Consider the following 20,031-nt stretch of genomic DNA (forward strand, 5'->3'; position numbering starts at 1 on the left):
ATCATAATGCTTATAGAATATGTGCGAAAGATACAAAAATAAACAAATGCTTTGTAGGTCTATGACGATGAAAAATAATTTGAAAATGTTAAAATGTTAACTTGTTAGGAATAGAAATAACAGGTCTGGAGTAGGTGAAATGTTTAAAGTAAGTTATTTTTTGGAAGTCCTGCCGATTATTGCGAGTAAAGTTAATATTACATTTGAATTAACGGTAGCTGCGACAATATTCGCACTGATTGTGGGAGTCATTATTGCAATCATCGGTTATTACAAAATTCCGGTGTTGTATCAGCTGACCAGAGTGTATGTCTCTATTATGCGAGGTACACCGGTCGTAGCACAGTTATATTTCTTCTATTATGGAATTGCATTATACAGTGCATTTGTAAGAAATATGACACCTCTTATCGCAGTAGCGGTAGTTATGAGTTTTAATATGGGAGCTTTTATGTCAGAAAGTATCAGAGGAGCATTGTTATCCGTTGATGAAGGACAGAAAGAAGCTGCATATTCACTGGGAATGACGAATTTTCAGCTGGTTACGAGAATCGTAATTCCACAGGCTGTACGTGTGGCATTGCCGCCGCTTTTTAACGACATCATTAACCTGATCAAGATGACTTCACTTGCATTTATGCTTGGGGTACCGGATATCATGGGAGCCGCCAAGATTGAGGGAGCCAGAACGTTCAGATATTTTGAAATTTATGCGGCCGTTATGCTGGTGTACTGGCTGATCATATTTGTGCTTGGAATCTTACACAAATTATTAGAAAAGAAATGTGCAAATATGTATTAAGACAAGATCTTAAATGGAACAACCATTGAGATAGATGCATTATCATTTATATGAAAAAGAGGAGATTAAGTATTATGAAAAAACGTGTATTAGCTGCTTTATTAGTAACTATGATGACAGTAGGAACTGTTGCAGGATGCGGAAGCAATGCCAAATCTGATGATTCAGATAAAAAAGCAAGTTCAGAGTCTAAGAGTGATGACAAAAAAGATTCCGGAAAGAAAGTAACAGTTGTTACATCTGGAACAGGAGAACCATACAGCCTTATTTCTGATGATGGAAAATGGACAGGTATCGACGCAGAGATGTGGGATGAAATTGAAAAACGTACCGGATGGGAAGTAGAAGTAAAACAGGCTTCTTTCGATGCTATGTGGGGAGAACTGGATACAGGACGTGCTGATGTAGTTGCAAACTGCCTTGCAGTAAAAGAAGAAAGAACAGACAAATATAATGCAACAATCCCATACTACGGAGATTCACAGTGCATTATCGTAAATGATGATTCTGATTACAAGACATCTGATGATTTAAAAGGAAAGACTGTAGGATGTACAAACGGACAGGCTGCACAGACAATCATCGAAGACATGGCGAAAGAAAAAGGATTTACAGTAAAACTTTATGAAGACAGTGCTGTAGGTATGAACGATCTGAAACTTGGAAGAATTGATGCATATGCGAATACAACAACAAATGTAAACGCATTTACACATAACAATACAGATGCAAAATTCCGTTTCTTTGATGAACAGCTTCTGGCAAATAATGTAGCTTATTTCCTCCAAAAAACAGATGACGGAGATAAACTGACAAAAGAATTAGATGATGTAATCCAGGATATGTTAGATGACGGAACAGTAGCAAAGATTACTGAAAAATGGATGTATGCTGATATGACAAAATTAATCCAGAAATAAGAAAAGTCAGGAAGATTAAAACGTATGGGAACAGAAACACAGTTGGTTAAGGTTGAACATTTATATAAAGAATTTGATGAAAATACAAAAGTATTAGAAGATATCAATCTGACGATCAATAAGAATGAAGTGATTGCAATTTTAGGACCTTCGGGAACTGGTAAATCTACATTACTCAGATGTCTGAATTACCTGACAGTACCGACAAAGGGAAAAATAACAATTGGTGATGTAACGGTAGATGCACAGAACCATACAAAGAAGGATGTAATAGAATTGAGAAAACATTCTTCCATGGTATTTCAGGGATATAATCTTTTCAAGAATAAGACTGCATTAGAAAATGTAATGGAAGCGCTGACCGTTGTACAAAAAAAGTCAAAGGCAGAGGCGGAAAAAATTGCGTTAGAACTGCTGGATAAGGTAGGAATGAGTGAAAGAAAGGACTTTTACCCATCGAAACTGTCCGGAGGACAACAGCAGAGAGTTGGAATTGCAAGAGCACTTGCAGTAAATCCGAATGTGGTATTATTTGATGAGCCGACATCGGCATTGGATCCGGAACTGGTAGGAGAAGTACTGAATACGATCAAATCTCTTGCCGAAGAAGGAACGACAATGATTCTGGTTACGCATGAGATTGGATTTGCAAGAGAAGTAGCAAGCAGAATCCTGTTCATGGACGGAGGAAGAATTGCAGCCGATGGAAGACCGGAAGAAATCATCGATCATCCAGAGAATCAAAGACTTCAGCAGTTCCTGAATTTTGTTAATCGGAAATAGAATGACTGAAAGGTCTGCACAGGATTTGTGCAGGCCTTTTTTGAGGAGTTGGTACAATGAGCAATATAAATGATAAGATAAGACAAATTGCAAAAGAGACAGAAACGGAACTAATCCATATCAGAAGAGAACTGCATCAGTATCCGGAGCTTGGAATCGATCTTCCAAAGACACACGAGATCATCAGCCGTGAGTTACATAAAATTCCGGGCCTTAAGATAAGAGAACATGCTGCCGGTGGGTATGGTCTGATCGCAGAACTTAAGGGGAAGAAAGAGCATGGGAAAAATGTTTTGCTGCGGGCGGATATAGATGCGCTTCCACTGGAAGAAAAAGTGGAAAGCACTTACAAGTCCAGGCATGACGGACGTATGCATGCATGCGGACATGACGGACATGCGACATGGCTGATCGGTGCGGCAAAGATTCTGGCACAGCTGACAGATGAATTCGGTGGATGCATAAGATTCGCATTTCAGCCGGGGGAAGAAGTCGGACTTGGCGCGGATACGATGATAGAAGAAGATAAAGTACTGGAAGATCCGAAGATGGATATGGCATTTGCCGCACATGGCTGGCCATCTGTGGAGAGTGGAAAGATCGGAATCGTGAGACGCTATGCATTTGGTTGTGTGGGGGATTTTAAAGTTAGAATTATTGGAAAGAAGGGACATGCATCATGGCCGGAGCAGACGGTTGATCCGATTGCGGCGGCAAATGAGATCTACCAGCATATCCCGGCAATACTGACACGTACAGTCAGCGGAACAGAGCCTAAGATCATGTCAGTTACTTATATGCAGGCAGGGGATGTGAATGTCAGAAATATCATTCCACAGGACTGCGTATTTGGCGGAACGATGAGGGCCGTAAAACGAGAAGTTCTGGAAAAAATGAAAGCAGAACTGGAAAAAGAGATCAAAGGAATCTGCCAGGTATACGGAACTTCTTATGAGGCAGATATCAGGATTCATGGTGGAAGTGTAAAGAATGCTCCGGAATTATTAAATGGAGTGAAAAAGTCAGCGGCAGATGTACTTGGAAAGAAAAATGTTTACATCATAGAAGAGGACAATCTGGGCGGAGAAAATTTTGCGGAATATAGCAGCCGTGTTCCAGCGGTCTATATGTTTATTGGAATAAAACCGGAAGAGAAAGAAGCGATTCCGGGTCTGCACAGTCCGGAATATCAGTTTGATGATACGGTACTGGCAGGAGCAGCCGCTGCATTTGCCAATATTGCGATTCACGGCTGTATGGGAGAACTGAAAGAAAATTAAAAAGAACAGGAGAGGTATCAGAATGGAAAAGCTGGTTTATGTAGACCGAAGAAATACAAACTGTAATAAATGGGACGGACAGCAGAAAATGTTCGGAGAAGAAGGACTTCATGCAATGTGGGTGGCAGATATGGACTTCCGTGTACCGGAGTGTGTAGTCAGTGCACTGAGGGAATATGTGGAATCCGGAGTGTATGGGTATTATAAGATTCCGGATGCTTATTATCAGGCATTCATTGACTGGGAGAGGGAGCATCACGGATATGAAGTGAAAAAAGAATGGATCCGGTTTTCACCGGGAGTTGTAGCAGGATTCCACTGGCTGTTGCAGATTCTGACAGAAGAAAATGATGCAGTAATTGTAAATACACCGGTATACTATCCGTTTTTAGACGCAGTAAAGAACAATCACAGAAATTTAATCTGTTCCGATCTTAAGAACGAGAATGGAGAATACTCGATTGATTTCGATGATTTTGAGAAAAAGATCACAGATCATCAGGTGAAATTATTTATTTTGTGTTCACCACATAATCCGGCGGGAAGAGTATGGAAAAAAGAAGAGTTAAAGCAGCTTTTTGAAATCTGCAGAGCGCATCAGGTGTATATTATATCAGATGAGATCCATCAGGATCTGGTATTTGGAGAAAATAAGCATATCCCATCTTTGTCAACCGGAGAGTATGATGATATTATGGTATCGATCGTGGCTGCATCGAAGACATTCAATATTGCGGGTGCACAGAATTCTATGGTGATCATTCCGGATGAAAAACTTCAGGAAAAGTGGGATGCTTATGTAAAAGGAAACAGAGTACTGGGAGGAAATGCTTTTGGTTATGTTGCAGCTCAGGCTGCATATGCAGGAGGCAATGAATGGCTGACACTGGTATTGGATCAGATTGAAGAGAATTATCAGTACCTGAAAGCAGAACTTGCAGAAAAACTTCCAGAGGCAGTTGTAACTCCATTGGAAGGAACATATCTGTGCTGGATTAATCTTGAAGCATATGTAAGAGCAGATGAGATGAAAGAAGTAATCCAAAAGAAATGCCGCTTGGCCGTTGATTTCGGTGACTGGTTCGGCGGAGAACGCTTTGGTACGTTTATAAGAATGAATCTTGCAACATCAAAAGAGAATGTAGAGATTGGTGTCAATGCACTGATTGCGAATTTAGTGAGAAAATAGTTATAGAAATTATCAATAAGACGAAATCACTGGCATATGATTTTCTATTTGACAGAAATAATTTTCTACGAGAAAATATCTGTATATGGAGTGAAAAAGATATGTACGAGATTGAAGTCTGTTATAAAATAATTTTTGAAGCAATGCTGGAAAAACCAGTATTAAAAAGTATTGCAGAAAAGATAAATGAATATACAGGTGCGAAAGTAATATTTGTGTCAGGGACAGGAAAAATCCTGGCATATTCGCATACCTGTGAACAGGATGGCAGCGAATCCATCAGATGGAAGCATGTGACATTTTCAGACTATAAGAAATTCTGCCAGGAAGCTGATACGAAAGAACATCAGCTTGTACTTCAACCTGTTGAAACAATGGGAAGGTTAGCTGGATATGTAGTTATTCTATATAGTGAAGAGAAGTCCCGGCGTTTTTTTGAAGAATTGGGAAGTGTGATCGGACAGGCAGTAAGGCATCAGTTTGAAGATGTGGTAAAAGAAACGATGGTTTTACAACCGATGCGCGAAGCCATACTTGCCTGGAGTCTGTTTCATGGGAAAGCAGATGGGATCCAGCAGACAGAAAAAATATGGACAGGACAATGCATAGAAGTATTAATGTTAAAAAAGGATATTCAGGAAAAGAATGTATTGTGGATAAAAGAAATATGGGATAGATATTGTATCTGCGAAGAGACAGACAGGATCCAGATATTATTTTATGGATTAAGAGCGAAAAATACGGAAGAAATTTACCAGAAGATCATGGAAAAAAAGATTGGTTGCAGCATCAGTGAACCATTTGGAAAATTAGACAGATGTGTTACAAAGTACGAGTTGTTAAAACGTATGTCTATGGTAAACGGACTGGAAAATGACCCGGTTATGAAACGGGAAAAGGAATGGTCGGTACAGGGACTTTACACATATACAACACCGCTCTTTAAAGAAGCGGGATTAAGTGATTACCGATTGTTACGGCTGCTTCAGGAAGACCGAGAGAATAATACGGAGCTCTACTATACATTAAAGGTATATTTGCTGAATGAAAATAATGTAACAATGGCGGCAGACAGCCTTCATATTCATAGAAATACATTGGTCTACCGGTTAAAGCAGATCAGGGAATGTATAGAAGCTGATATCAATGATAACGAAACAGCAAGGGAACTGCTGGCATTTATGATGATGTATGATATATCGAGACAAGATGAGAAAAGGCAAAAGTAAGGAGAGCATATATGAAACTGGTGCAGAATTTACCAGAGATATTTGAAGAGTTTGGAGAAAAAAAGAGAGAAGCATTTCTGGAAATAAAAGAATATAAGGATAAGGGAATTCCGGTTGTGGGGATGTATTGCGCCTATTTTCCGACAGAACTTGCGATGGCGGTGGGAGCAATTCCGGTAGGACTTTGTTCTTTTTCTAATGAGACGATTACGGCGGCGGAACGGGATTTGCCGAAAAGTATGTGTCCGCTGGTAAAATCCAGTTATGGATTTGCGATCAGTGACAGATGTCCGTTTTTTCATTTTGCAGATCTCGTAATCGGAGAGACGACATGTGACGGAAAAAAGAAGATGTACGAGCTGATGTCGGAATTCAAGCCAGTTCATGTAATGGAACTTCCGAACAGTCAATCCGAAAGAGGACTTGCTTTCTGGAAAAGTGAGATTATTCGTACAAAAGAATATCTGGAAGAATTCTTTCATATAGTGATTACGGAAGAGATGATCCGTGATGCAGTACATTTAAATAATGAGATCCGTATGTCGTTGAAGAACCTTTGCGAATTGATGAAACTGGATCCGGCTCCTGTAAAGGGGGAAGATATCCAGAAGATGGTGCAGGGGAGTAAATATCGATTCGATTTTGCAACAACTCCGGGAGTGGTGAAAGAAGTGATCGATAAGATCATGACAGAATACAGACAGGGAAAGCATCTGGAAAAACGCCCGAGAATACTGGTGACAGGATGCCCGATTGGCGGCGACAGCCTGAAAGTGATCCGTGCGATAGAAGATAATGGCGGAGTTGTTGTGGCGATTGAAAACTGCAGCGGTGTGCGGACATTGGGAAATCCGGTGGAGGAAGACTGCGAAGACATCTACGAAGCCATTGCAAGAAAATATCTGTCAACGGGATGTTCGATCATGACACCGAACGATAACCGGATCGATCTGATTGGTGAGATCATTGATGAATATCATGTAGATGGAGTTGTCGAGATGATATTGACCGGATGTCATGCGACAGGGGCAGAGTCTGTCTATATAAGAAAATTTGTGACAGAAGAGAAACACTTACCGTATATTGCGGTCGATACGGATTATTCTACTGCAGATCAGGGACAGATCGCCACCAGACTGACAGCGTTTCTGGAAATGATCCAGCCAGGGACAGATGAAGATCTGGATATCAATTATTGCTATAAGATTGTGCTGGCAGGGATGACGGAACAAAGGTCAAGAGCAGAAATTTTGGAAGAAATATGGAAATATACGCATATTCCGGTATGTATAAAGAGCGGGGAACAAGAAACAGAAGAATGGGTTGGAATCAGCAGGGAAGAAGCAGAACAGGAATGTGGAAAGAGAATGGAATATAAACTGTCAGAAAAGAATGGAGTTGTGATGGCAGTTGTTCCAGAGGGCGTCAATAAGGAAAGTGTGGAAGAACTCTTAGAATTGTTGGCAAAAAGCTATCACATGAGAACGCATACCCGTGAGACAGAAGAAAGAGAAATTCCGGATTATATGTGGATTATAACGGAAGAACCAAAAAATCTTATACATATCGGACGGGATCTGACAAAACAGGCCAGAGTGAACAAAATGCTCACCGGATTGAAGCTAAGGCAGATACAGGATAATGAATTATTTATATCGGGAATGGATGGCAAAGAAGCCAGAAACGGTATAATTGATGTGTGTCGCAAATCTATGGAAGATGAAGATGGAAAAATAATGATCGGAAATGGATTTTCGGACTGGGGGAAAAAAGAAGAGAACAGACAGTTGCAGTGGCAAGTATTGAATATGGCTGTAAGACAGAAACAGAAAGAACAGGTACTGCTTGTGGAAAATTATTACCATGAACTTGCAATTAGTTGTATCAGTGAGAATCTGGGACAGGAAAACATATATCTGGAAGAATTAGAGATTTTGAAAGAGGAGGATAGGAAAACGGGAAAAGAACTTTATAAGACTTTGTACTGGTACCTTCGGATGAAACGGAACGTTGCACAGACGGCCGCAAGACTTAGGATCCACAGAAATACATTACTGCCAAGAATTGCACGGATCAATGAGCTTTTAGATCTGGATGAAAAAGACGGAATGGAATGTGAAAGAATTCTGATGGGAATGGAAATAGAAAAGTTAAAAAATGACTGATACGCAGGGTATCGGTCATTTTTTTAATTATGTTTAAATTCTTCAGACATTCGATACCCACGGAATAAAAGTTAGGATTCCTAACTTTTATGTAGGTCCAGGTAGCCAGTCTGATGCATTAAATACCAATTTTATTATGTATATTACTGTTTCTGCTTCAAATATTGCTTCGTATAAGTACAGACCGCAAAGCACTTCCCGCACAGATCCGTATCAATCCCAGTACTCTTTCGCATAATTTCCCGCTGCTTCTTATAACATGCAGAAACAGATACGATATCTTCGCGTGGCATACCCGAACGCCACAATGTATTTTTCAGTGCATGTGCCGGGCAATACCGGACGCAGGCATGACAGGCACCGCACTGAGAGCGTGTAACCGGAGCATCGCAGGTCAGCGGGGCATCGGTCAGAAGAGAAGAAATCCTTACAGCAGAGCCATATTGTGGTGTTACAAGCAGACAGTTTTTGCCGATCCAGCCGAGGCCGGCTCTGGTGGCAACAGTTTTGTGAGGTAAAGGACTGCGGTTGTCCGAGTCTACTGTTATCCGGTCTGTTGTCTGGGCATAAGCCTGGTATCCTCTGCCTGTCAGATATTTTTCACCGGCAGTTACAATGGCATTCAGTTTGTCGTTCAAAGTAGTATACAGTTTGTAGTATTCTCTGGTTGGAGCAAGTTGAAGATCTTTGATGACATGTTTCGGCAAGGGAATTGCGACTGCAATTCCAACCGGATAGTCAGAAGATGGAACTGCGGTCAGATCCCCAATTCCGACCAAAGCAGCACCCTGTGAGATCATATAATCTCTGAATTCTTTTGTGGGATTCATAAAAATCCCTCCTTTCAGAACATTTCCGTTCATTGACTTATTGTACATTCAATTTTACAATAGAATGCAGAAGAAAGATAGTGGGAAGGGAAACTATTATGGAAAGTAGAATGATGGAATTAATGGAAGCGATTCAGGAAAGTGAAGGACAGGCAGAACGCAGGGTGCTTACTTTGCTGGGCGGCAGATACATTTCTGAAAAGGCACTGGTCATAGATGGAAAAATTGTCTGGGAAAGCAGGAAAAATGGTTATTTTCATGGATATACAGATGAGATAAAGAATATTACAGAAAGTGGAATCACCTATATTGGAAATGAGAAAGTATTCTGCGATACATTGGGACAGGAAAAACAGATTGTGATCTGTGGTGCCGGTCATGTGTCGATTCCGGTGATTAAAATGGCAGTGATGATGGACTGTGAGGTAATTGTACTGGAAGATCGTCCGATGTATGCGGATCATGCAAGAATGGCCGGGGCGTCACAGGTTATCTGTGAACCATTCGAAGAAGCACTGGACAAGATACAGGGAAGTGCGGATACGTATTTTGTGATCCTGACGAGAGGACACCGGTATGACCAGATCTGTCTGGAGAAAATAGCTGCAAAAGAGCATGCCTATATCGGTATGATCGGAAGCCGCAGAAGAACAGCACTGGTAAAACAAAGTCTGGCGGAAAAAGGCGTGGATCAGGAGGTGCTGGATGCAGTGTATACACCGATCGGTCTGGATATCGGAGCGCAGACACCGGCAGAGATCGGAGTGGCAATTATTGCAGAGATTATTGAAGTAAAGAACAGGAAGAAACGGACTTATGGATATTCCAAAGAAATTATGCGTGCGCTGACTGCTCAGGAACCGTATCCGGAAAAGAAGATAATGGCAACGATCATTACCAGACATGGTTCCGCACCACAGGGGCTGGGAACCAAAATGCTGATATACAGAGATGGCCGCTGCGTTGGGACGATCGGCGGTGGATGTATGGAAGCAAGAGTCATCCAGATTGCCAGACTTATGGCAGCAGGAGAGGGAGAACAGGCAAGGATCTGCCATGTAGACATGACCGGAAATGAAGCCGAAGAAGAAGGTATGGTCTGTGGCGGGGAAGTGGATGTATTTCTGGAAATCGTCTAAGCGCGGAAAACAGAATCATCGGAGGCATTAAAAAGATGATAGAAGTAGAGGTTAAAATACCCATTGAAAATATAGAAAAGATAAAGCAAAAATTGCTTGAAACAGGGTTCATATATCAGAAAACCGTTGTGGAGACGGATACTTATTTTACCAGTGATCACTATGATATGCGGAAGAAGGACAAGGCACTGCGCATCCGTAAGACGGAGAATCTGGATACGGGAGAAGTAAAAGCACAGCTTAACTGCAAAGGACCGAAATTAGACCAGGTATCCATGACCAGGAAAGAAACAGAGATTGATATCTATGAGCCGGAAAAGATGGAAGACATTCTTAAAGAACTTGAATTTTATCCAGCGTCTTGCAGAGTGAAGAAGACAAGAGGTTATTATATAAAAGATCATATGACAGCGGCTGCAGATAAGGTAGAGAATCTGGGCAACTTTCTGGAATTGGAGATAATTGTTGCAAAAGAAGAAGAACGAGCAGGTGGATTGGATATGATATATGAACTAATGAGAATGTTGGGATGCGAAAAGACAGAGACAGTAAGGGATTCATATCTGTCAATGTTAGAAAAACGAGGTGTCTAACATCAGAAAGAGCCATAAGGGACAGATAAAGAGCCAAAATTCCCCGTCCCCGTGGTTAGCTGTTGACAAAAATTATCGATAAGCCTATACTAACCTTACGAGTTGAGAAATATTATCAGTAACAGTGGAAATAATACCACTGCCTGTAGATAAATTTGGAAGGAAGTACAGACGATGACATTAAAAGAATTACCGATCGGCAAAAGTGCAACCTTGACAGTTGTAGGTGGAGAAGGTGCATTGAGACAGCATTTTCTGGATATGGGACTTATTCCGGGGGCAGACGTTACCATGGTAAAATACGCGCCAATGGGTGATCCGGTGGAACTTCGTATCCATAGTTATGAACTGACACTCAGGCTTGCAGATGCGGAAAAGATAGAGATTACAGATGTCCGTGATGAGATTAAGATTAAGAATCAGATTCCGAAAGAGAAGATTGATCATCCGGGACTTGGAGAAGGTGGAAAATATCATGAAAAAGCAGATGAGAATCCACTGCCGGATGGAACAACACTGACATTTGCACTGGCAGGAAATCAGAATTGCGGAAAGACGACACTGTTCAACCAGCTGACCGGCTCTAATCAGCATGTGGGAAATTTCCCGGGAGTGACAGTTGACCGTAAAGATGGAGTGATCAAGGAACACAGTGATACCCTGGTGACAGATCTGCCGGGAATCTACTCTATGTCGCCGTATTCCAGTGAAGAGATCGTGACCAGGAACTTTGTGTTAAATGAGCATCCAAAGGGAATCATCAATATCGTGGATGCAACCAATATTGAGCGGAACCTGTATCTGACCATGCAGCTGATGGAGCTGGATATTCCTATGGTTCTGGCACTGAATATGATGGATGAGGTGCGGGACAACGGCGGTTCGATCCTGGTAAATGAGATGGAGCAGGAACTTGGAATACCGGTTATTCCAATATCGGCTGCGAAGAATGAAGGAATTGAAGAACTGATCGAACATGCAGTGCATGTGGCAAAATATCAGGAAAGTCCGGGAAGACAGGATTTCTGTGATGCAGATGACCATGGCGGAGCAGTACACAGATGCCTGCACGGGATCATGCATCTGATCGAGGATCATGCAAAGAAGGCAGACATTCCGGTAAGATTTGCGGCATGCAAACTGGCAGAAGGGGATGAACTGATCCTGGAACAGCTCAAGCTGGATGAGAATGAAAAACAGCTTCTGGAGCATATTGTAAAGCAGATGGAACAGGAACGTGGACTTGACCGGTCCGCAGCAATTGCAGATATGCGTTTTACATTTATTGAGAAGATCTGTGATGCTACGGTTGTGAAGCCGAAAGAAAGCAAGGAACATCTGCGAAGTGTGAAGATGGATAAGATCCTGACGGGAAAATATACAGCTATCCCATGCTTTGTTGCAATTATGGCGGCTGTATTCTGGCTGACATTTAATGTGATCGGAGCTGCGTTGTCGGATCTGCTGGATATGGGAATCTCGGCACTTACGAATCTGGTAGATAGTGCGCTGACATCCTGGAATGTCAATTCCGTTATTCATTCGCTGGTAATCGATGGAATCTTTAACGGTGTGGGAAGTGTGTTAAGTTTCCTGCCGGTTATTGTGACCTTATTCTTTTTCCTGTCCATTCTGGAAGACAGCGGATATATGGCAAGAGTTGCATTTGTGATGGATAAATTACTCCGTAAAATCGGACTTTCCGGACGGAGTATCGTACCGATGCTGGTGGGATTCGGATGTACGGTTCCAGGTGTTATGGCGAGCAGGACACTGCCTTCGGAGAGAGACCGTAAGATGACGATACTTCTGACACCATTTATGAGTTGCTCGGCGAAACTTCCGATTTATGCATTTTTTACGGCGGCATTTTTCCCAAAACAAGGAGCAGTAGTGATGGTAGCGTTATATTTTGGCGGAATCCTGATGGGAATCCTGATGGCGCTTCTTTTAAGAGGAACGATGTTCAAAGGTGAAGCCGTACCGTTTGTCATGGAACTTCCGAATTACCGTATGCCGGGAGCAAAGAATGTAGGACAGCTTCTGTGGGAAAAAGCAAAGGACTTTTTGCAGAGAGCATTTACCGTAATCTTCTTTGCAACGATTATCATCTGGTTCCTGCAGACGTTTAACTTACACATGAATGTGGTGGCAGATTCCAGGGACAGTATCCTGGCAGTTGTAGCGGGAATCATTGCACCGGTATTCCTTCCGCTTGGTTTCGGAAACTGGAAGATTTCTACTGCACTGATCACAGGATTTATGGCAAAGGAAAGTGTGGTATCTACGCTTTCGGTACTCTTTGGAAGTACGGCAGAACTGACGGGAGCAATTACACCGGTGGCAGCCGCAAGCCTTTTGGTCTTCTGCCTGTTGTATACACCATGTGTTGCGGCTATTGCATCGATCAAGAGAGAACTTGGCGCAAAATGGGCGGCATATGTGGTGCTGGGACAATGTATGGTTGCGTGGATCGCAGCATTTATCGTGCATCTGATTGGTACGTTGGTAATGTAAAGAGGCATAAAAAACCTCCTGTGGATGGAATTAGATATGTTCCATTCACAGGAGGTTTTTGCTGTATATATTAAATTACATGCTCTGCTTTGGCTATTTGTTCCTTTATCTTATACTTTCCGCTGCGCCGGAGACTTGCGAATAAAGAGCCTGAAATATTGTGCCATACACTGAAGATTGCCCCAGGCAGTGTGGCAAATGGGTTTGCAGCAAAGTTTGCGGTGGCAAGTGTGATAGCAAGACCGCTGTTCTGCATACCGACTTCAATCGCAAGGGCAGTTGCTTTGTCATATTCCACATGGAAGATGCGTCCGGCAAGTAATCCAAGTCCCATACCTGCAAGATTATGTAAGATAACGATACAGAGTACGAGGAATCCGGATGTCATGATTTTTTCCGCATTTACTGCGACGATTCCGCTGATGATCATGACGATGGATACAACAGAGATCAGCGGAAGGATGCCGGATAATTTCTCAATATGTCTGCCGATCAGTCTACGGAGAAGGATACCCAGAAGAACCGGGATCAGTACGACCTTTACAACCGAGATCACCATCCCGGGAAAAGATACCTGAACCCATGCACCGGCAAGTAGATATACCAGAAGCGGCGTCATAACCGGTGCTGCCAGAGTTGAAGTGATTGTCATGCCAACAGAAAGTGCAACATCACCACCTGCGATATAAGTAATCACATTGCTGGCAGTTCCGCCGGGGCAGCATCCGACCAGGATGACACCAAGTGCGATATCCGTTGGCAGATGAAGGAGGACCGAGAGTCCCCATGCAATCAGCGGCATAATCGTATATTGTGCGACAAATCCGATAATGATCTCTTTGGGTCTGGTAAATACCACTTTAAAATCTCCGATATGAATAGTCAGTCCCATGCCGAACATGGCAACGCCGAGAAAGATCGAAGTATAGTTTGTAGTCCATGCAAATCCATCACGCCAGAAGAAGGCAATGACAGAAAAGCAGATAATAATCATTCCGATATATTTGGTAAGAACAGAGCTGAGCCGTGATAATGCATTTGTAACATGCTCCATATCTTATACCTCGTAACTGAAATTGTCGATGAGTCGTGTCTTTCCGATGTAAACTGCCATAGCAACCAGGACATCAGCATTTACGGAGTCAACAGGCTGCATGCTGAGTGCATCGACCATGGATACGTAATCAATACGTGCCAGCGGTTCACTGTTTATGATTTCACACATCGGTTCTAATACATCAGATGCGGCGATACCATTCCGGATCAGTTCCTGACCTTTCTTTACAGCTTTTGAAAGGCAGAGGGCAGCTTTGCGTTCTTCGCAGCTTAAATATGTATTACGGGAAGATTTGGCAAGTCCGTCTTCTTCACGTACGATCGGGCATCCGACAATCTGGATATCAAAGTTCAGATCCAGAACCATTTTGCGGATGATAGCAAGCTGCTGTGCATCTTTCTGTCCAAAGTAAGCACGGTCCGGTTTTACGATGTTAAATAACTTTGATACAACGGTACACACTCCTTTGAAATGGATCGGACGCGTCTTGCCGCACAGCGTATCAGATAAAGTATCGATACTGACAAATGCGTGTGGATCATGATACATTTCCGCCGGTGACGGACAGAAGATCAGATCTGCTCCGATGCTTTCACAAAGTGCACTGTCGCGGTCAAAGTCTCTTGGATAAGCTTCCAGATCTTCATTCGGTCCAAACTGTGTCGGATTGACGAAATCAGATACAACAACGATATCATTTTCCTCGCGGCAACGACGGATCAGACTGGCATGCCCCTCATGGAGATATCCCATAGTAGGGACAAGACCGATGGTCTTACCTTCTTTTTTCCAGTTATTTACGAGTTCTCTTGTTTTTTCAATTGTGTTAGTTACCTGCATTGGTATTCTCCTTTATTCGTTATAATTCGGAGAGTTCTCTTCTGAATACACTGTGATCTCAGGTGGTTTCATGCAAAAAAAATACGTTATGATAATTGAGTATCTTTTTATTCCATGTCTTTTAATAGCCCGTGACGTTCATAATTGGTCACGCGGCTTACCTTGTTCTCCTCATCTACGAATACAACCGCAGGTTTGTGTTCTTTTGCTTCATCCGGCGTATACTGTCCGTAAGCCATGATGATAATCTTATCTCCGGTACTGACACATCTTGCAGCAGCTCCGTTTAAGCAGATCATTCCACTGCCACGCTGTCCGCTGATGGTGTACGTTTCGAAACGGCTTCCGTTGTTTACATCAACGATCTGGACTTTCTCATATTCGAGAATTCCAGCAGCCTCCAGTAATGCTTCATCCACCGTAATGCTTCCTACATAATCAAGTTCTGCCTGAATGACAGTAGCGCGGTGGATCTTTCCTTTTAATAATTCAAGTGTCATCTCATATATCCTTTCCTTTTAAGGAAAAAAAATCAGCCAGAATACATCTGGTCCTGAGTCTTATTTCCTAAAAATATAAGCTCATTTTTGTTGAAAATTATGAGATTCCAGTGCTTCAGTTCTGAGTATGGTTCTGTCAGGGACAGATACCGTCTCCGTTGTTCATTATAAAAAGGCAGAAAAGGTATGTCAATCTATGTATACAAAAAAAACCAGAACCGGATTTTCTAAAATCATAAATCCGGTTCTGCGTTATTTTTTTATTATCTTTTTTTCTTTTCCTTTGCAAGGAGTGCGGCACCAAGTGCACCCGCATATCTTCCGTGTTCGGTAGGTGATACAGTCTGTCCAAGTTTCTGTGAGAGAATCTTTGTAAAATAGGTGCTGTTACTGAGTCCTCCTGTCAGGATCACTTTCTCCGGCAGGTTTTTCTTCATGGCAAGCTGAGCCACTTTGTTTGCAACTGAATCTACAACACCGGCTGCGATATCTTCCCGCTTCTGTCCCTCACCGATATAGTTGATGACCTCAGATTCGGCAAATACCGTACACAGGGAACTGATCGGAAGAACAGTTCCTTTATCCGCCATATCAAACAGTTCCTGCAGGGTAACGCCCAGGCGATTTGCCATAATCTCCAGGAATTTACCGGTTCCGGCAGAACACTTGTCGTTCATCTGAAAGTCCTGTACCATGCCGCCGAACACCAGGATGATCTTGGTATCCTGTCCGCCGACATCGATAATGGCACATTCATCTCCGGCCATCTCCCGGCCGCCTCTTGCATGGCAGGTAATCTCCGTGATAACATGATCTGCAAAATCTACAGCAACACGGCCATATCCGGTTGCGACCACTTTTGAATCGTCCGACAGTACATCTACGCTGTCTTCCAGTAGACGATCCTTGATCGTCTGGCAGGTTTCCTTGCTGCTCCATCCGGTTGGCAGTACAAAATGTATATCATGATCTCCTTTTACAACGACTTTGGATGCCGTAGATCCGATATCAATTCCAATATAATCCATAATAAAATTTCCTCGTTTCACATATATTTTTTAACAATATTTATCCCGCTTCGGGTTGATATCCCGTTCAATGGCGGCAATTTTTAATATTTCGATCTGATTCTCGTCGATGCATTTCTGGATCGTATCCAGGTCTTCTTCTCTGACGAGCAGTGAGATGCCGCAGCATTTACTGGCCACGCGCGGTGTAGGAGCGATAGTGGTCTTGATTCCGGCTTCTTTTAATATCCCATACAGACGCATTCCGTTGTCATGGTTGGGAAATAATACATAATGCTGTATCTTTTGCATGATCTGTTACCTCGGTTATGTATCGGACATGAATTGTCTGATATTATTTGTTATCTAACATTTCGATAAATGCACTGATTCTGGTACGAAGCTGTCCTGCATCGCTGTCGGTGTAATCGGTCTCGATTCCAAGGACAGGGATTCCGGATTCTTTCAGTGCTTTCTCTACGAAATAGCCTTCGGTATCATAAAGGTTACAGAACTTGAGGTTCACATCGATGATACCGTCAACTTTGTATTCCTTAGCAAGACGTAAGATGTCATCAATACGGCCTTCGTTTGGTGTAAAGCATGCGCAGTTGATCTTCATGTATCTTTCAGCCAGAGCCATATACTGGTCTTCCAGAGTTGTCTTGCTTTCATCGACAAGATTTTCAAAATATCTGGTTCCGGTACACATCTCTTCACAGACGATTGCAGCACCACTGGTCTCTACAATATTATGAAGCTTCCAGTTCGGAATTGCAAGAGGAGTTCCGGTCAGCATGATACGTTTGGTTCCGGCAGGAACAACGCTTACACCGTCTTTTACTCTCTGATCCAGTTCGTCACATAACTTATTCGTCATCTGTGTAAATCTTGCAGGATCATCATAGAATGCAATCTGGGAGATCAGAAGCACATCACATCCGCTGATTGGAAGATTCTCATTCTTACGGAGATTGTAAAGACGCTCCAGAGCTTTTCGTTTATTGTTAATTAATTTAATACTTTCGGCCAGTTTTTCGGCAGTGACTACATTTCCTGTAAATTCTTCTACGACATTTTTAAATGTCTCAATTTCTTCTGCCCATGCCTTGATGTCTTTGGCACGTTTCATTTGAGGAAGGTCCATCACATGTAACGGTACGTCTTTGGCAAGAATCTCCCATGCTTTCTTCTTGCCGTCGCAGGTGGTCTCCCCGATGAACATATCTGCGATACGGAAGAATGGACAGGTGCGGTCAAGACGTGCACCAACAGATGCCTTGATCAGTGGACAGGTATTGGCAGGAAGGACTTTCTCTCCGCCAGGAACCCAGAACTGGGAACCGCCGCATAATCCGGTTGCAATCGCATCTGCCGCAAATACGATCTCGTCCGGTACATATACACAGAATGTACCGAAGACTTTGCCGCCTTTTTTCTGATGCTCGATCAGTTCTGCAGGGCGGATACCGTGAATATCTGCAACTACCATATTATAATAGTCCATAGAATCCGGACGGTTTTCCTGCGATAAAAATACATCTCCAAATGCCTGTGGAAGCACTGCACAGAGCTGGTCATGCAGTTCTACATCCATTCCGAGTTCTTCCCACATTTTACGATAATCAGCCATTTAAAAATACCTCCTTATAGTGTAATTGATCCAATTGTATCGATAAGTTAAACGTAACACTTTTAGGGGGCCCAGGCAATGTATACCGGAAGAATTGGCTATAGATAATTTACAAGTTCAATAGAATATATCTATAGATTCTATACTGAGAACAGTTCTCGAAATCCAGCGATGCACTGGTCGATTTCTTCGACGGTATTAAAGTGGCTGAAAGCAAAACGTATCGTTCCCTGTGGCATTGTATGCAGGGTCTGATGCGCCATCGGGGCACAGTGGAGTCCGACCCTTGTCATAATTCCATAATCCTGTTCCAGAGCAAATGCAATCTCTGCATTGTCATAGTCCGGGAAATCAAGAGAGACGACAGCAAGCCGGTCCTGAAGGGTCTGCCTTCCCACAACATGTGCCTGTGGAATTTCACGTATTTTTTCAAGAAAATGTCCGGTCAGTGCCATTTTCTTCTGATGGATTGCGGAAATCCCGGTTTCGTCCAGATAAGTGAGGGCAGCGTGAAGTCCGATGATGCCAGGGAGATTTAATGTGCCGCTTTCATACTTGTCCGGGAGATAGTCCGGCATAAGAAGCGAATCCGACTGGCTTCCGGTCCCGCCTGCAATCAGAGGTGTCAGTTCCTGATCCAGAGCTTCTGAGATCAGAAAGCCGCCGATACCCTGCGGGCCAAGCAGTCCCTTATGTCCGGTAAATGCAAGAAAGTCGATGTTACATTTCTGCATATCGATATCGACAGAACCGGCACTCTGTGCAGTGTCCACGGCAAAGAACAGATGACGGCGCCTGCATATCTCACCAATCTCACGGATTGGCAGAATGGTTCCGCATACATTGGAAGCGTGGAGCATGATGACTGCTTTTGTCTCCGGACGGATCAGAGCTTCGATCGATTCCGGATGCGTTGTGCCGTCTGTCTCTGCAGGAATCATCGTATAATGGATATCCTGTGAAGCAAGCTGACAGAGCGGACGCATCACGGCATTGTGTTCCAGACTGCTGACCAGCACGTGGTCGCCGGGCTTTAAAAATCCTTTGAGCAGACAATTCAGAGAATAGGTGATCCCCGGTGTAAATACGACACATCTGGAATCCGGTGCATGAAAAAATCCGGCGAGCTGCATGCGGGTCTTAAGTACCTGATTTTCAAGTTCGTAGGCACCTTCGTAATTTCCCCGGTTAATATTGAAGGCACCGGATTCTAAAAGTTTCGTCATGGAAGCAGCGACTCCCGGTGCTTTCGGCCAGGATGTGCTGCCGTTGTCAAAATATATGTTCTGTTCCATAGAAAAACCTCCATGATAAATATGGTATCTGATACGTATATTGTAACAGATTTCCATATTAACGTATACAGGAGATGAAGTCAGGAAAAGGATAGAAAATGCGAATAATATTCATAGACGATATTAATAGAATGAAACGATTTATCAATATTTCCTATTATGTAAATACAGGTACAGGTGGTATGATAGTCTTATGAAAAAAATTATCAAAAAAATTATCAAAAAATAAGAAAAGCACGGAGGAAATTTATT

Annotated in this window: 18 protein-coding genes; 10 read left to right on the forward strand and 8 right to left on the reverse strand. The window is 42.7% G+C overall.

Features of this window, described 5'->3' with window-relative positions; translation table 11 throughout:
- The first annotated feature begins 139 nt into the window (after positions 1 to 139).
- From NCY30_RS09830 to NCY30_RS15215, 7 genes are all read left to right on the forward strand, one after another.
- Complete coding sequence (locus NCY30_RS09830; RefSeq protein ID WP_006428669.1) at positions 140 to 802, forward strand: amino acid ABC transporter permease; 663 nt, start codon at positions 140 to 142, stop codon at positions 800 to 802.
- 74 nt (positions 803 to 876) lie between these two features.
- A complete protein-coding gene (locus tag NCY30_RS09835) occupies positions 877 to 1,722 on the forward strand; it encodes a transporter substrate-binding domain-containing protein (protein WP_044920568.1) in 846 nt (281 codons plus the stop codon).
- Positions 1,723 to 1,764: 42 nt separating this feature from the next.
- The gene (locus NCY30_RS09840; protein WP_044920574.1) at positions 1,765 to 2,505 is read left to right on the forward strand and encodes an amino acid ABC transporter ATP-binding protein; all 741 of its coding nucleotides are present in this window, start codon (positions 1,765 to 1,767) and stop codon (positions 2,503 to 2,505) included.
- A gap of 56 nt (positions 2,506 to 2,561) precedes the next feature.
- Positions 2,562 to 3,785 (forward strand): M20 metallopeptidase family protein, encoded by a 1,224-nt coding sequence (locus NCY30_RS09845; RefSeq protein WP_250818703.1) that lies wholly within the window; start codon positions 2,562 to 2,564, stop codon positions 3,783 to 3,785.
- 22 nt (positions 3,786 to 3,807) lie between these two features.
- Complete coding sequence (locus NCY30_RS09850) at positions 3,808 to 4,974, forward strand: MalY/PatB family protein (protein WP_250818704.1); 1,167 nt, start codon at positions 3,808 to 3,810, stop codon at positions 4,972 to 4,974.
- Between the two features lie 101 nt (positions 4,975 to 5,075).
- A complete protein-coding gene (locus tag NCY30_RS09855) occupies positions 5,076 to 6,203 on the forward strand; it encodes a helix-turn-helix domain-containing protein (protein WP_250818705.1) in 1,128 nt (375 codons plus the stop codon).
- A gap of 11 nt (positions 6,204 to 6,214) precedes the next feature.
- A complete protein-coding gene (locus tag NCY30_RS15215) occupies positions 6,215 to 8,368 on the forward strand; it encodes a double-cubane-cluster-containing anaerobic reductase (protein WP_331476533.1) in 2,154 nt (717 codons plus the stop codon).
- Positions 8,369 to 8,511: 143 nt separating this feature from the next.
- Here the strand turns inward: NCY30_RS15215 and NCY30_RS09870 are convergent, their stop codons facing one another.
- Complete coding sequence (locus NCY30_RS09870; protein ID WP_022415070.1) at positions 8,512 to 9,198, reverse strand: 4Fe-4S double cluster binding domain-containing protein; 687 nt, start codon at positions 9,196 to 9,198, stop codon at positions 8,512 to 8,514.
- 98 nt (positions 9,199 to 9,296) lie between these two features.
- On the opposite strand from NCY30_RS09870, the gene NCY30_RS09875 reads away from it, so the two are divergent.
- The 3 genes from NCY30_RS09875 (at position 9,297) to feoB (ending at position 13,447) form a co-directional block, all read left to right on the forward strand.
- The gene (locus tag NCY30_RS09875; protein ID WP_006428661.1) at positions 9,297 to 10,337 is read left to right on the forward strand and encodes an XdhC family protein; all 1,041 of its coding nucleotides are present in this window, start codon (positions 9,297 to 9,299) and stop codon (positions 10,335 to 10,337) included.
- A 35-nt stretch (positions 10,338 to 10,372) separates the two neighbouring features.
- Positions 10,373 to 10,930 carry a class IV adenylate cyclase gene (gene cyaB, locus NCY30_RS09880; RefSeq protein ID WP_055182565.1) on the forward strand — a complete coding sequence of 186 codons (558 nt, stop codon included), beginning with the start codon at positions 10,373 to 10,375 and terminating at the stop codon, positions 10,928 to 10,930.
- A 174-nt stretch (positions 10,931 to 11,104) separates the two neighbouring features.
- On the forward strand, positions 11,105 to 13,447 hold the full coding sequence (gene feoB / locus NCY30_RS09885; RefSeq protein WP_173785198.1) for a ferrous iron transport protein B: 2,343 nt from the start codon (positions 11,105 to 11,107) through the stop codon (positions 13,445 to 13,447).
- A 70-nt stretch (positions 13,448 to 13,517) separates the two neighbouring features.
- Here feoB and NCY30_RS09890 read toward each other — a convergent pair whose 3' ends face one another.
- The 7 genes from NCY30_RS09890 to NCY30_RS09920 all read right to left on the reverse strand — a co-directional run bounded on the left by NCY30_RS09890 (position 13,518) and on the right by NCY30_RS09920 (position 19,779).
- Positions 13,518 to 14,501, reverse strand: a complete 984-nt coding sequence (locus NCY30_RS09890) for a bile acid:sodium symporter family protein (RefSeq protein WP_055182560.1) — start codon at positions 14,499 to 14,501, stop codon at positions 13,518 to 13,520.
- 3 nt (positions 14,502 to 14,504) lie between these two features.
- Complete coding sequence (panC, locus tag NCY30_RS09895) at positions 14,505 to 15,344, reverse strand: pantoate--beta-alanine ligase (RefSeq protein ID WP_055182558.1); 840 nt, start codon at positions 15,342 to 15,344, stop codon at positions 14,505 to 14,507.
- 107 nt (positions 15,345 to 15,451) lie between these two features.
- Complete coding sequence (gene panD, locus NCY30_RS09900) at positions 15,452 to 15,844, reverse strand: aspartate 1-decarboxylase (RefSeq protein WP_022415072.1); 393 nt, start codon at positions 15,842 to 15,844, stop codon at positions 15,452 to 15,454.
- Positions 15,845 to 16,107: 263 nt separating this feature from the next.
- Positions 16,108 to 16,872 (reverse strand): acyl-CoA dehydratase activase, encoded by a 765-nt coding sequence (locus tag NCY30_RS09905; RefSeq protein ID WP_173785199.1) that lies wholly within the window; start codon positions 16,870 to 16,872, stop codon positions 16,108 to 16,110.
- A gap of 30 nt (positions 16,873 to 16,902) precedes the next feature.
- On the reverse strand, positions 16,903 to 17,163 hold the full coding sequence (locus NCY30_RS09910) for a DUF3343 domain-containing protein (protein ID WP_006428654.1): 261 nt from the start codon (positions 17,161 to 17,163) through the stop codon (positions 16,903 to 16,905).
- Between the two features lie 43 nt (positions 17,164 to 17,206).
- Complete coding sequence (locus tag NCY30_RS09915) at positions 17,207 to 18,484, reverse strand: double-cubane-cluster-containing anaerobic reductase (protein ID WP_006428653.1); 1,278 nt, start codon at positions 18,482 to 18,484, stop codon at positions 17,207 to 17,209.
- A 140-nt stretch (positions 18,485 to 18,624) separates the two neighbouring features.
- On the reverse strand, positions 18,625 to 19,779 hold the full coding sequence (locus NCY30_RS09920; protein WP_173785200.1) for an aminotransferase class V-fold PLP-dependent enzyme: 1,155 nt from the start codon (positions 19,777 to 19,779) through the stop codon (positions 18,625 to 18,627).
- Positions 19,780 to 20,031: the final 252 nt, after the last annotated feature.

It is taken from the genome of Dorea sp. MB18-49, from assembly GCF_023669465.1.
Taxonomy (GTDB): domain Bacteria; phylum Bacillota; class Clostridia; order Lachnospirales; family Lachnospiraceae; genus Dorea_A; species Dorea_A longicatena.